The sequence below is a fragment of the Streptomyces sp. DvalAA-14 genome, assembly GCF_900091855.1.
GTDB lineage: Bacteria > Actinomycetota > Actinomycetes > Streptomycetales > Streptomycetaceae > Actinacidiphila.
This window is the reverse complement of the sequence record NZ_FMCH01000071.1, coordinates 1-12084: the sequence shown is the minus strand read 5'-3', so window position 1 is coordinate 12084 and position 12084 is coordinate 1. Positions and strand designations below refer to the sequence as shown.

The following is a 12084-nucleotide window of genomic DNA, read 5'->3' as shown; positions in this document are numbered from 1 at the left end:
GCCGCCTTCGTTGCCGCCCTGGTTGCCGAACCGGTCGCCGCCTTGGTCGCCGGGCCCGTCTGCTGGCCCGAATGGGCGGCCCGGGCCCTGGTACTGGTACTGGTCGGCCTGCGCGGGCGGGCCGGCCGGGGCGCGGTGCTGGGCCGCGGGGTTGAGCTGACGGCTCTGGTCGCTGTCCTGCTCGCCGCGCCGGTCGCCCGGTGCGAACGGACCGCCCCGGCCGCCCTGCTGCCCGCCGGGGCCGAATGGGCCACCGGGGCCGCGACCGCCTCGTTCACCCGATGGGCCGACCGCCTGCCCTCTCGGCCCGGCCTGGCCCCCCGCGTCCGCCGCCGGCAGCGCGTTGCGGCCCGGAGCGATCTCCCGGCCCGGACCGACTTCCCTGCGAGGACTGATCTCCCGGCCGGTTCCAGCGGTGTCCCGGCCGGTTCCACCGGTTTCGCGGCCGGTTCCACCGGTCTCCCGGCCCGGGCCGCCGATCTCCCGGCCCGGTCCGATGTCCCTGCGCTGCTCGATGCCCCGGCGCGGTTCGGGTTCCGCTCGGTCCTCCGCCTGCTCTTCCGGCCGGGCCCGCCGAGCCCTGCGCCCGGTCGGGGGGTGGACCGCCTCCGCCGTGCCGCCCGCCGTATCGGCCGCCGCCTGCGGCGTCCCCTCGTCCTCGGGACGCCGCAGCGCACGCCGCCGCCCGGTCGGGGCCTCGCTCTGATCGGCCGCCGCCGGAATCGCCCAGGGCGCGACCACCGTCTGGGTGTCCTCGGCCGGCTGCCGTCCCCGCGTACCGGAGGACGCGCCCGCGCCGGACGACATGCCCGTGTCCGTACCGTCGGAACGCTCGCGCCCCGCGTCCGTACCTTCCGCCGCGGCCCTGCGCCGGTCGCCGGAGCCGGACCCGGGCCCGACCGGGACCTCCAGCACGTACGCGCTGCCCTGCCCCGGCACCTCGTGCGTCTGCAGGACGCCGCCGTGCCGTTCCACGATCCCGCGCGCGAGCGGCAGATGCACCGGGTCGCCGCCCGCGCTCGGCCCGCGCACGTCGATGCGTACGACGTCGCCGCGCTGCGCCGCCGCCACCACGATCGTCGAGTCGCCGGTGTACGCGATGGCGTTGCCCGCCGAATCCACCCCGGCCACGTCCGCGATCAGGTGGGCCAGTGCCTGCACCATCCGGGGCGCGTCCACCGACGCCTGGATCGGCGGCGCGTGCACCGCGTACTGCGCCCGCCCGGGTCCGATCAGCTCCACCGCGCCGTCCACGGCGGCGGCGATCACGTCGTCCAGCCCGGCCGGCGCCCGGTTCAGCTTGTCCTCGCCGCGGTCCAGGCGCTGGAAGGCCAGCACATTGTCGATCAGCGTGGTGATCCGGGCGTACCCGGCGGCCAGATGGTGCAGGATCTGATTGGCCTCGGGCCACAGTTGCCCGGCCGGGTCGGCCGCCAGGCCGCTCAGCTCGCCGCGCAGCTCCGCCAGCGGGCCGCGCAGCGACGTGTCGAGCAGCGCCCGCAACTGCATCCCGCGCGCGGCGAGCGCGTCGTACTGCGTCCGGTCGGTGAAGGTCATCACCGCGCCGACCAGCTGCTCCCCGTCCCGTACCGGCGCCGTCGTCAGGTCGACCGGTACGGCCTTGCCGTCCTTGCGCCACAGCACCTGGCCGCGCACCCGGTGCTTGCGCCCGGAGCGCAGCGTGTCGGCGAGCGGCGTCTCCTCGTACGCCAGCGGCGAGCCGTCCGGCCGCGAGTGGTGGACCAGCGGGTGCAGCTCCTTGCCGCCCAGGTCGGTCGCCCGGTGCCCCAGGATCTGCGCGGCCGACGGATTGACCAGCACGATCTTGCCCGCGGTGTCCACGCCCACCACGCCCTCGGCGGCGGCCCGCAGAATCATCTCGGTCTGCCGCTGCTGCCGGGCGAGTTCGGCTTCGGTGTCCACCGTGCCGGACAGGTCCCGCACCACCAGCATCAGCAGTTCGTCGCCGGTGAAGTGCGGCACCCCGTCACCGAAGTCCGCGTACGGGGTCCGGCCGTCCTCCAGATTGGCGCTGGTCACCTGCACCGGGAACTCGGTCCCGTCGGTGCGGCGCGCGGTCATCCGGGTCGGCTTGGTGCGGGTGTCCTCCTCGGCCTCGCGCGGGCTGCGCATCGAGCCCGGGATCCGCTTCGGGTCGAATTCGGGCAGCAGGTCGAGCAACCCCCGCCCCACCAGCGCCGTACCCGGCGTCTCGAACGTCTCCAGCGCTATGGCATTGGCGTTGACCACCGTGCCGTTGGCGTTGACCAGAAGCAGCGCGTCGGGAAGAGCGTCGAGTATCGAGGCGAGGCGAGCAGCGCCTCGGGATGGCCTGCTGCTCACGGACGCGTCCTCCTTGTTACCGCATGTGTTGCCGCGCTGCCCTGCGCTCCCGGGGCGGCCCCGCGCGCGTCCCTTTCACGCGGCGCGGTCGGCTGTCGTCACGGGCGGCCCATCTTGCCGCCACCCCCGGGACATGTCACTAGCCGAGTGTACGGGTCGGGCCCCCCGCCGGTGCCTCGGATGCCCATGTGCGCCTGACTGCTTGGGCGTTGATGGTTGTACGGCGGCCGCCCACCCGTGGTGTGGCATACGTCACCCGTGACTTTCCGGGCGCTTCCGGGAGTTCTCAGCCTTTGAGTTCCCGCGGCGGCGTGTCCTGGTCCGGCCCGGGCAGCACCGGCACCATCCGCGCCCACCGCGCCACCTCGCACCCGTTCGTCCTGCGGTACGACTCCGCCACGGTCTGGCCGTCCCACAGCCCTCTGACCTCGGCGGTCTGCGGACCCCCGTAGATCATCGAGCACGCCTGCCCGCCGGCCACCGGCCCGACCGGCCCGCCGATCTCCCGCAGCCGCCGGCACGCCTCCGGGGCCCCGACCCTCCCGCCGGTCGTCCCGCCGTCCCGCTGCCAGCAGCTCACGCGGTACGTCCGGCTGTGCCCGGCGCCGTCGTCATAGCTGATGAACAGCTTCCCGCCGGAGGCGGACCGGGGCAGACCGATCGCGTGGGCGCCGCCGGGCGTGGCGGTGAGGACGGCGGCGCCGAGGAGGAGGGTGGCGAGGGCTTTGCGGGTGAGGCGGTGGGGGATGCCGCGCGGGATTCGGCGCGGGGTGCGCGGGATGCGGTGAGGGATGACGCGAGTGTCGCGAGGGGTACGGGTGAAAGGCATGTCCCCTCCCTACCGGGCGAGGCCGCGGCTGCCCGGGAGTCACTCTCCGGTGGGCGCGGCGGGGGCGGGGCGGGGCGCTGGCGCGGCGCGGGCGGGGTGCGCCGGTGGTGCGGCACGGTGGTGCGGCGTGACGGCGCGCTATCGGCAGGGCGCTTCGCCGGGTCGGGTCGCCACCGGGCCGAACGCCCCGCGAACCCCTTTGCCCTGCCCAGCCCGCGCCTTGTACCGTAGTCTGCGATTGGTCGCGGCCCTCCAGGCTGTGCCATCATTTCCCCACGCGCCCACTCACCACCCGGGCACGTACCCAGGAGGCGTCGCCTAGTCCGGTCTATGGCGCCGCACTGCTAATGCGGTTTGGGCTTTACCGTCCATCGAGGGTTCAAATCCCTCCGCCTCCGCCATCACGACCAGGGAGTTCGCGCCAACCGGCGCGGGCTCCCTGACGCGTTTCCGCCCCCTGCTCGTGGCCTGCCCCCTCGCTCCGGCGAGCGGCGACCGCCTGCGGCCCGTGTGCCTCGCCACAACCGCATCTGCCCAGCTCACCGCGCCTGCGAAGTATCGATTTCACCTCCCGCGCCACCTCATGTAAAGTTGTCCACGCAACGGCGACCGGGTCAAAACGGCCGCAAAGCATCCCGCACTCGTAGCTCAACGGATAGAGCATCTGACTACGGATCAGAAGGTTGCAGGTTCGAATCCTGCCGAGTGCACCACAGGTCAAAGCCCCCGCCGGATCATCCGGGCGGGGGCTTTTTCGTACCGTACAGCAGCGAAGTACAGCAACCGCTTCGATCAGCCGTTGTCCATGGCCTCAGACAGCCGCCGCAACGCGTCCCGCACCTGTTCCTCTGCGGTAGTCGGCCCGTGCCTGGCGGAGCGCTCCGAGGGTGGTGGAGTACCGGCGGGCTTTGGTGGAGAAGTGGCCGCGGAAGCCGAGCATGTGTGCCCAGGCCCACAGCCGCCGGTCGTGCCCAGTTCGGTGGCGCCGTCGGGGTGGGTGCTGCCGCAGCGGCAGCGGCCGGCAGCGGGCCGGTTGTGGACCGCCGAAGCTCGGTGCGGTCAGCGTGGCGAAAACCCGGGGGTGGTCCCCTGTACATGAGTCAACCCGCCACGGGAAAAATCTTGTGACGGGAATGTCGCGCTGACGCTGCGTCAGTCTGTAGCGGGGAAGCGGTAGTCCAGAACGAACTGGTCAGCGGCCATGATCGTGTCGCAGACCTCCACCACACTCCCATCCGCAACGATGGCATTCCGGACAAGATGGATCACGGGTGCACCGGGGCTCAGGGCTAGAGCCGACGCTTCGGCCTTGCTCGCCAACCGCGCACGCACGGTCTCCGTGAACTCGACCAGTCCGTACCCGTGTTCCTCCAGCCGGGCATAGATCCCGCCGCCGCCAGGGTTTTCCGCGAACATCTCCGGGATGTCCTTGACGACCTGCCACGGAAGGTACGACGTGGCTTCCTCGGTCGGTACGCCGTCGCGGAAGTAGCGCCGCTTGCGGGCGAGCACTTGCGCACCGGGCGGAACGCCGAGGCGATCGGCGATGTCCTCCGGAGCTTCGGCGGGCCCGACGAAGAGCACGTTGACGGATGGCACACTGCCCGACTGCTCCGTCTCGGCTTGGTAGGCAGCCTTCCCGGCCTTCCGGTGCGCACGGCGGAACCGGTCCGAGGACTTCCGCTGAACCGGATACGAATCGGTGCACAGGGCCGCGGGCACCGCAACTCCAGCGGCCGCTTACGCCCGGCGGCAGCAAGAATGGGCTTGAAGTCGCCCTACTACGTTCCGTGGCCGCGCGCTCACACTCGGGGGTATGGGTGGTGGACGCACCGAACAGCGGCACGTGTGCGAGGTCTGCGGCGACCCGAGTCGGCCGGCGTACGAGCGCGGGGTGGGGATACCGCTCGGGACGGTCCGATGCGATCCATGCTGGAACCGGCTTGCCAACGAGTTGGCCGCCATCGACGGCGCCACAGACCCGCCACGACCCGACCCAGGTCCGAAGCATTTTGAGCCGATCGAGCCTGACGACTGCCCCAAGTGCGGCATGGCGGTGCGGACCATGCAGACCAACTACGAGCGGTGGGTACATCTGGACACCGAGGCGATGCGAGCGAAGGAGGTGCCCCGTCGGTACTGGTGGCGAATCGAGCCGATCAGGGCGCGCTACTCGACCTACGTGACTGGCCAGATCGCCGTACGGGTCAGAGGAATCGAACCGCTTCCCGACGACCTCGTGATCCCGGCGCACACGGTCGTCTGCCAGGACCCAGCAGCAATCGAGGAGGTCGAACAAGCCCGCCGTGACGACATCACCCGACAGCTCTGGTTGCCGCCGTCCGCCGAGGAGTTCGAGGACGAGTAGCGAGCGTGCCCCGCGTGCCCGTTGCGTGCCCGTCTGACGGGTACGCAGCGGGGAACTACGGGGAACAGCAGGGGTTCCGACTCGTAGGCCCTGGACTGGCCCGCCCCAGGTCACCACGGGCCCGCCGCACTCGTCTTCCAAACTAGTGCTCCAACATCCCCTCGTGGTCGCGTGACTGCTGCCCTTGGTCACAGGCGCAGTAGGGGAGATCCGTGCCGATCTTGGCCGTGTGGAGGTCTTGCACCGCGTTCATCGGAATGCGGGCAACAGTGACGCACACCCCTTCCGGATCGGCCGGCGCGGCCCCCGTGACAGCCAGGTGAGCCTGGTCGGCGAGGGAAACCCTGGCCAGAACATCGAAGACGTAGGACCCGTCAACTTCCTCGTAACCATCGGCCCAGATGTGAGCGAGCCCGCCATTGGTCATGCGTAGGTGCCAGAGCGAAGGAATGTCTTGAAGGTGCACGACAAGCAGGCTAGACCCGGGAGCAACTTAGCTGGTGGGCTTGTCCGCCGCGGTGTCGGGTACCCGCCGTTCCACAGGCAGCAGCCCTGTACAGCAGCGAAGTACCGCAACCCCAGCAACCTTCCCCGGCGGCAATCGTCACTCCGAGCCCTCGTAGCGGCTGGTATGACCGCTGTTGACCGTTCCGGCTAGAGCTACGGATCAGAAGGTTGCAGGTTCGAATCCTGCCGAGTGCACACGATGGAAACTGGCCAGAGGCAAGGTCAGAGGCCCTGATGACGCTACGGCGGATCGGGGCCTTTCTGCTGCGCGGACGGCTCGGGTCTCACAACGCTCGTTCAGCTCGTCCGAGCCCGCCCTGTGGCTCCGCGGCCCGGGTGGAGCAGTCGCGGATCCGGACGTAGCAGCGTCCCCGCCCGGCCGCGTGCCGCGCACCGTAGGGGCGATCCGCAGAGTCGGCGTGGTGTCCTTATTTCAGCCGCGCTCGCGCCTGGCGCTCGGCGGGGGTCATCTGCATCAGCTCCAGGTGCTCCGGGTCGCCGAGCCACCACCAGCGGTAGGCGGTCACGGCGAGCGTCAGCAGGAGGAATCCGGCGGCCCACGGGACGATGGAGGTCCACGTCGCGTGGCGGCCGTAACGCCAGATGGCGATCAGGCCGACATCCAGGGCGAGGAGGCGGGCCGCGGCGGTCAGGGTCGACCGGGTTCTGAAGGACACCGCCGCACCGTACAGCCAGCCAGCCACGGCACGGTACTTGGTCGGGGCGACTCGTCAGCTGGTCGAGGAAGTGGGGGACCACCGGTTCTGTCAGCGCTGGCTGCTAGCGTCCGCGCATGATGAGGCGGGTGCCCTTTACGGGTGGCGAGAAGGAAAGTCTGCACGTTGCCCTCGACCGGCATCGCGACGCGGTGCTGTGGAAGCTCGAGGGCCTCGATGACGAGCAGTTGCGCCGACCGATGACGCCGTCCGGGACCAACCTGCTGGGGCTGGTCAAGCACCTGGGGGGCGTCGAACTCGGCTGGTTCTGCGAGACCTTCGGCCGAGCGACGGGGCCCTTGCCCTTCGATGTCGAGGTCGACGAGACCTCCGACATGCGGGCACTGCCGAACGAGTCCACCAGGGAGATCGTGGACTTCTACGGCCGTGCCCGAGCCACTGCCGAACGAGTCCACCAGGGAGATCGTGGACTTCTAGGGCCGTGCCCGAGCCACTGCCGACCAGGTGATCGATGAGCTCGGCATGGAGAATCTGGGCGAGTCCTGGTCCGGTGAGACCGTCTCGCTGCGCTGGGTGCTCATCCATGTGACGACGGAGACCTCCCGGCATGCGGGCCACATGGACATCCTGCGCGAGCTGATCGACGGCTCGACCGGCGACCACGACCGGGGCTGATCCACCCGGCCGGCTCGGGGGAGCGCCGACGGGCGGTGGCCGGGCTGCTCGCGAGCCCCGGCGGGTAGGCGGGCGGTATGGCGAGGCGATGGCGGGTCCTGCTCTTCTGCGGAGGGCTCCTGGCGACGGTGTGCCTCGGTGCCGCCGCCGCCCGGTTGTTGCTGCATCAGCCGTGGGACGAGGTGATCACGATGTGCTGCGTTGTGGTTCTCTGTCCCTTCCTCAACCGGCTGGTCCTTTCGTTGCGGACGAGGGCCCGAACCGGTCGCCGGTGACCGACCCCGACCGGGTGGGTTGTCCCGCGCAATGACTGCTGGAAGTGGTGCCGGGCGCGGGGGCGCGGCTCTGCCGATTGCGGCAGCAGGCCGGGACGGTGGGCCGGGACGCCGGGCCCGGACGGTGGGCCCGGACGGTGGGCCCGAACGGGGGTAACGGGCCTCTCATCCCTCCGCGTTGGCTTCCAGGCAGGTCAAGTCGATGTCGTCCAGGACGGCTTCGAACGTGCGGCCGGAGAGTTTGGCGTCCTGTTCGATCAGGACGGCGGCCCAGCCGGTCAGGCTCATCGCGAGGATGCGCAGGCCGTCGGTGCCGCGTTCGGCCAGGACGCGGTCGGCGGTGGCCAGGGCCTCCTCGGGGATGCGTTCGGCCGGTTCGAGGCCGACGACCCGGCGGAGCAGGTCGACGGTGGCCCGGGAGATCTCCGGGGTGAGCGCCGAGAGCCGGCGTTCCTCGTCCTTGTCCACGTAGGGCTCCCCTCGACTACGAAGCGTGCTGGCTCCATCACAGCAGAAGGGGGACCGCGGCGGCAGCGGATTCGGGGTTCTGGCCCCTGACACGGGTCGGTGTCGCGGGGGCCGTTGGGCGGCGCAGGCCGGCGAGTGGGGGCCGGGGGCGGCCTCAACTACCCGGTCGGCGGGGTGAATCCCGCGGTCCGCGAGCCGAACGGCCGCCCGGTCGGGTGCGTACCTCGACCACGGCGTTGTCGCTCCCGGGTGGGCCGCACAGCTCCAGCAGCCGGTGCTGCGCGGTCGTGCATTCCAGAATCACGCCGCCGAGCCGCAGCAGTGTCCGTACGCAGTAGGCGTCGACGAAGGCGAGCCCGGTCAGATCGATCGTGGTCAACCCCGGTTCGCGCACGGCCTCTTCGAAGGGGATCCGGGTGGCCAGATCTGCGTCCCCGGCCAGCCGCAGGACGTTCCCTTCCCGGGAGGAGTGCAGGCCGCCCGGCCGCGGCATGACGTTCAACGGGTGCGCCGCCAGCACCCGTTCGAGTCGCCGGTCCGCGGCCCTCGCCGGGACCGGGGGCCGGGGCGGCGTCCCGTCGGGCACCGCGGCCGGTTCGGCCCCACCGTCCCCGGCCGGCGATCCCGCGAAGGAGTCCAGCGGGTCGTCCGGCGCGGCCGCGAACGCGCCGCGGTCGTACTCGCAGACGCCCGTGAAGCCCAGCTTCGCCAGCAGCGGGGTCAGCCCCGCCTCGTACGCGGCCAACTCGCCGCCGTCCACCTCGGGTCGGGCCGCCCAGCTCATGTCGCCGGTCGCCCGCAGTCCGGTGAAGCCGCGCGCCCAGGTGTCCCGGACCACGGTCACCCAGTGCTCGTTGCGGGCGGCCGCGTCGAATCCGCGGCCGGGCTCGTAACCGGGCACGGTCCCGATCACCTCGACCCGCCCACCGTCGCCCGTCCGGTCCACCGGCACTCCGAAGGCGGCCAGCCGGTCCAGCGCCTCGGTTTCGAGTGTGTCCGGATCGGTGAAGAAGATCACCCGTTCGCCGCGGGCCAGCCCGTCGGTGGCGAAGGCGGCGCGCAGCGCCCACCGGTCCTCGTGGCTGTCGAACCACAGGCACGCGTGATCGCCGGGGCCCAGCCGCTCGACGGCGACCGTCCGAGGCGTCCGCGCACGCGACGAGCCCGGGGGTGCCGCCTCGTCGCAGGTCTCTCCCGCCATAGCGACGAACATACGCCGGGGCGTGGGCCAACCGCCGCAACCGACCGCTTCTTCCCAGGTCGTGACCGGAAGTGGCTGTCAGCGACAGGAAATGTCCGCTCGCCGCGGGACCGCCCGATCGGCCGGCCCACCCGGATTCTCAGACGTTTCACAGAAACGGCCAAGATTCCTTTCATAGCGCGCCCACAGGGTGGTCACCATGCCTTCCACCTCATCGCTCACCGGTACCGCAAACACCCAGGCCCACCCGGCCCCGGCCCCGGCCCCGAGCCAGAGCCCGGCACACCCGGCGACGGCCCCCCAGTCCTCCGCCCCCCAGTCCGCCGCCGACCTGGCCCGCCCGGACGGCTCCCCGGTCCGCGTCCTGGTCGTGGACGACGAGACCCCGCTCGCCGACCTGCTCTCGATGGCCCTGCGCTACGAGGGCTGGCAGGTCCGTACCGAGGCCGACGGCGCCGGCGCCCTGCGCGCGGCCCGCGAGTCCCGGCCGGACGCGGTCGTCCTGGACGTGATGCTGCCCGACATGGACGGCCTCGAAGTGCTGGCCAGGCTGCGCCGCGAGACCCCCGACGTACCGGTGCTGTTCCTGACCGCGAAGGACGCGGTGGAGGACCGGATCGCCGGGCTCACCGCCGGCGGGGACGACTACGTCACCAAGCCGTTCAGCCTGGAGGAGGTCGTCGCCCGGCTGCGCGGACTGCTGCGCCGCTCGGGCGCCGCCGCCGTACGCAACGAGTCGCTGCTGGCCGTCGGCGACCTGGTGCTGAACGAGGACAGCCACGAGGTCAGCCGCGGCGGCGCCAACATCCACCTGACCGCGACCGAGTTCGAGCTGCTGCGCTACCTGATGCGCAACCCGCGCCGCGTGCTGAGCAAGGCGCAGATCCTGGACCGCGTGTGGAGCTACGACTTCGGCGGCCAGGCCAATGTCGTCGAGCTGTACATCTCCTACCTGCGCCGCAAGATCGACGTCGGCCGCCCGCCGATGATCCACACCCGGCGCGGCGCCGGCTACCTGATCAAGCCGGGCGAACCGGCGTGACCCGCCGGGACCGCGCCGGCCGTCGGACGGAGGCGAGGGGACGCCGCCGCTGGTCCCTGCGCCGCCGCCTCGTGCTGTCCTGCGTGGCCCTGGTCGCGGCTGTCTGCGCGGTGATCGGCTCGGTGACGATCTTCGCGCTGCACGACTTCCTGTACGGCCAACTCGACGGCAAGGTGCAGGAGTTGGCGATGCGCACCATGCCGTTCGGGCACGGCCTGGACGGCGGCCCGGGCGGCGCCCGACCGCCGGCCGCCCGGCCGAGCGGCCACCCCGGGCCGGAACGGGCCAGCTCCTTCGACCAGTTGGGCTTCCTGGGCGGCGGCGGCCAGCCCGGCGAGACCGTCGGCGCCGTGCTCGGCCCGAACGGCACCGTCGAACGCGCGGCCGTCAGCGCGGCCAACTCCGGCAGTCCCGTCCTGGTCCCCCGGAACCTCAGCGCCACCCAGGCCGCGGCCTTCACCCATGTGCCGCTGGACGAGAAGCCGCACACCCTGCACATCCCGGGCCTCGGCGACTACCGGGTGGAGTCCGCGCTGCCCCAGGCGGACGGCGTCACCCTCGTCGGCCTGTCCACCTCCGGGGCGCAGGACACGCTGTCCACCCTGCTGTGGGTGGAGGTGTCGGTCACCGCGGCCGGCCTGGTCGCCGCCGGACTGGCCGGTGCCGCCCTGATGCGGATCGCCCTGCAGCCGCTGCGCCGGCTCGCGGCCACCGCCACCCGGGTCTCCGAACTGCCCCTGCACAGCGGCGAGGTGACCTTGCGCGAACGCGTCCCCGACTCCGACACCGACCCGCGCACCGAGGTCGGGCAAGTCGGTGCGGCCCTCAACCGCATGCTGGGGCACGTCGGTTCGGCACTGCACGCCCGGCAGGAGAGCGAGACCCGGGTCCGGCGGTTCGTCGCCGACGCCAGCCACGAACTGCGCACGCCGCTCGCCTCCATCCGCGGCTACGCCGAACTCACCCGCCGCGGCCGGGAGTCGCCCGGCCCCGACACCCGGCACGCGCTGGGCCGGATCGAATCCGAGGCGGCCCGGATGACCACCCTCGTCGAGGACCTGCTGCTGCTCGCCCGGCTGGACGCGGGCCGCCCGCTCGATCTCGCCGAGACCGATGTGTCGCCGCTGGTCGTGGACGCGGTGAGCGACGCCCGCGCGACCGGCCACGGCCACCACTGGCGGCTCGACCTGCCCGACGAACCCGCCACCGTCAGCGGCGACCCGCAGCGCCTGCACCAGGTGCTCACCAATCTGCTGGCCAACGCCCGCACCCACACCCCGCCCGGCACGACGGTCACCGCCCGGGTGCTGCGGCAGGAGGCAGCGGCCGGCATGCCGCTGCGCGCCGGGCAGGATCCCGGGCACCCCCCCGCGCGCGATCCGGGCAGCGCCCAGCCGTACGCCGTCCCCGCGCAGCCCGCCGTCCTGTTGCAGGTCGAGGACGACGGGCCCGGCATCCCGCCGGAGCTGTGCCGGCACATCTTCGAGCGCTTCGCCCGGGGCGACGCCTCCCGTTCGCGGAACGCCGGCAGTACCGGACTCGGGCTCGCCATCGTGCACTCGGTGGTCACCGCGCACGGCGGCGAGGTCACGGTGGACAGCGCGCCGGGCCGAACCGTGTTCACCGTCACGCTGCCGGCCGCGCACTCACAGGCCGTGCCCAGCCTCGCCACACGGTCATGACAGCGGCGCTGCCGATG

The 12084-nt window shown here is 72.1% G+C and carries 9 protein-coding genes, 2 tRNA genes and 3 pseudogenes; 6 read left to right on the top strand and 8 right to left on the bottom strand.

Translation table 11 applies throughout. The annotated features are described in order from the left end of the window. Both GA0115240_RS03630 and GA0115240_RS03625 read right to left on the bottom strand, forming a co-directional pair. On the bottom strand, nucleotides 1-2343 hold a 2343-nt coding region (locus GA0115240_RS03630; protein WP_141708711.1), incomplete at its 3' end, for a PAS domain-containing protein. Nucleotides 2344-2629: 286 nt separating this feature from the next. Next, nucleotides 2630-3172 (bottom strand): SSI family serine proteinase inhibitor, encoded by a 543-nt coding sequence (locus GA0115240_RS03625; RefSeq protein ID WP_093735191.1) that lies wholly within the window; start codon nucleotides 3170-3172, stop codon nucleotides 2630-2632. A gap of 307 nt (nucleotides 3173-3479) precedes the next feature. Here GA0115240_RS03625 and GA0115240_RS03620 point away from each other — a divergent pair. After that, nucleotides 3480-3573 (top strand) — tRNA-Ser (locus GA0115240_RS03620). A gap of 236 nt (nucleotides 3574-3809) precedes the next feature. After that, nucleotides 3810-3885 (top strand) — tRNA-Arg (locus GA0115240_RS03615). Nucleotides 3886-4022: 137 nt separating this feature from the next. Here the strand turns inward: GA0115240_RS03615 and GA0115240_RS39110 are convergent. Then, nucleotides 4023-4139: pseudogene (locus GA0115240_RS39110) on the bottom strand (replication initiator); the annotation flags it as partial. 185 nt (nucleotides 4140-4324) lie between these two features. Continuing rightward, nucleotides 4325-4864 (bottom strand): annotated as a pseudogene (locus tag GA0115240_RS03610) (GntR family transcriptional regulator); the annotation flags it as partial. A gap of 124 nt (nucleotides 4865-4988) precedes the next feature. Here GA0115240_RS03610 and GA0115240_RS36045 point away from each other — a divergent pair. Beyond that, nucleotides 4989-5540, top strand: a complete 552-nt coding sequence (locus tag GA0115240_RS36045; protein ID WP_141708710.1) for a DUF6083 domain-containing protein — start codon at nucleotides 4989-4991, stop codon at nucleotides 5538-5540. 142 nt (nucleotides 5541-5682) lie between these two features. Here GA0115240_RS36045 and GA0115240_RS03600 read toward each other — a convergent pair whose 3' ends face one another. Continuing rightward, the gene (locus GA0115240_RS03600) at nucleotides 5683-6006 is read right to left on the bottom strand and encodes a hypothetical protein (RefSeq protein WP_141708709.1); all 324 of its coding nucleotides are present in this window, start codon (nucleotides 6004-6006) and stop codon (nucleotides 5683-5685) included. 469 nt (nucleotides 6007-6475) lie between these two features. Then, complete coding sequence (locus tag GA0115240_RS03595; RefSeq protein ID WP_141708708.1) at nucleotides 6476-6724, bottom strand: hypothetical protein; 249 nt, start codon at nucleotides 6722-6724, stop codon at nucleotides 6476-6478. A gap of 116 nt (nucleotides 6725-6840) precedes the next feature. Here GA0115240_RS03595 and GA0115240_RS03590 point away from each other — a divergent pair. After that, nucleotides 6841-7399 (top strand): annotated as a pseudogene (locus GA0115240_RS03590) (DinB family protein). A 440-nt stretch (nucleotides 7400-7839) separates the two neighbouring features. On the opposite strand, the gene GA0115240_RS03580 reads toward GA0115240_RS03590, so the two are convergent. Then, nucleotides 7840-8142: a hypothetical protein gene (locus tag GA0115240_RS03580; RefSeq protein ID WP_093735185.1), complete on the bottom strand. Its 303-nt coding sequence runs from the start codon at nucleotides 8140-8142 to the stop codon at nucleotides 7840-7842. A 154-nt stretch (nucleotides 8143-8296) separates the two neighbouring features. Continuing rightward, on the bottom strand, nucleotides 8297-9343 hold the full coding sequence (locus GA0115240_RS03575; protein WP_161301996.1) for an MEDS domain-containing protein: 1047 nt from the start codon (nucleotides 9341-9343) through the stop codon (nucleotides 8297-8299). Nucleotides 9344-9542: 199 nt separating this feature from the next. Here GA0115240_RS03575 and GA0115240_RS03570 point away from each other — a divergent pair, with 199 nt between their 5' ends. Continuing rightward, a complete protein-coding gene (locus GA0115240_RS03570) occupies nucleotides 9543-10385 on the top strand; it encodes a response regulator transcription factor (protein ID WP_093735183.1) in 843 nt (280 codons plus the stop codon). Beyond that, a complete protein-coding gene (locus tag GA0115240_RS03565) occupies nucleotides 10382-12067 on the top strand; it encodes a sensor histidine kinase (protein WP_218087409.1) in 1686 nt (561 codons plus the stop codon). Before GA0115240_RS03570 ends, GA0115240_RS03565 begins: the two co-directional genes overlap by 4 nt. The last annotated feature ends 17 nt before the right edge of the window (nucleotides 12068-12084 follow it).

What these genes read in the sequence shown, in the direction of transcription:
- GA0115240_RS03625 (WP_093735191.1), bottom strand. Translation starts at nt 3,172, where the DNA reads ATGCCTTTCACCCGTACCCCTCGCGACACTCGCGTCATCCCTCACCGC.
- GA0115240_RS36045 (WP_141708710.1), top strand. Translation starts at nt 4,989, where the DNA reads ATGGGTGGTGGACGCACCGAACAGCGGCACGTGTGCGAGGTCTGCGGC.
- GA0115240_RS03575 (WP_161301996.1), bottom strand. Translation starts at nt 9,343, where the DNA reads ATGGCGGGAGAGACCTGCGACGAGGCGGCACCCCCGGGCTCGTCGCGT.
- GA0115240_RS03570 (WP_093735183.1), top strand. Translation starts at nt 9,543, where the DNA reads ATGCCTTCCACCTCATCGCTCACCGGTACCGCAAACACCCAGGCCCAC.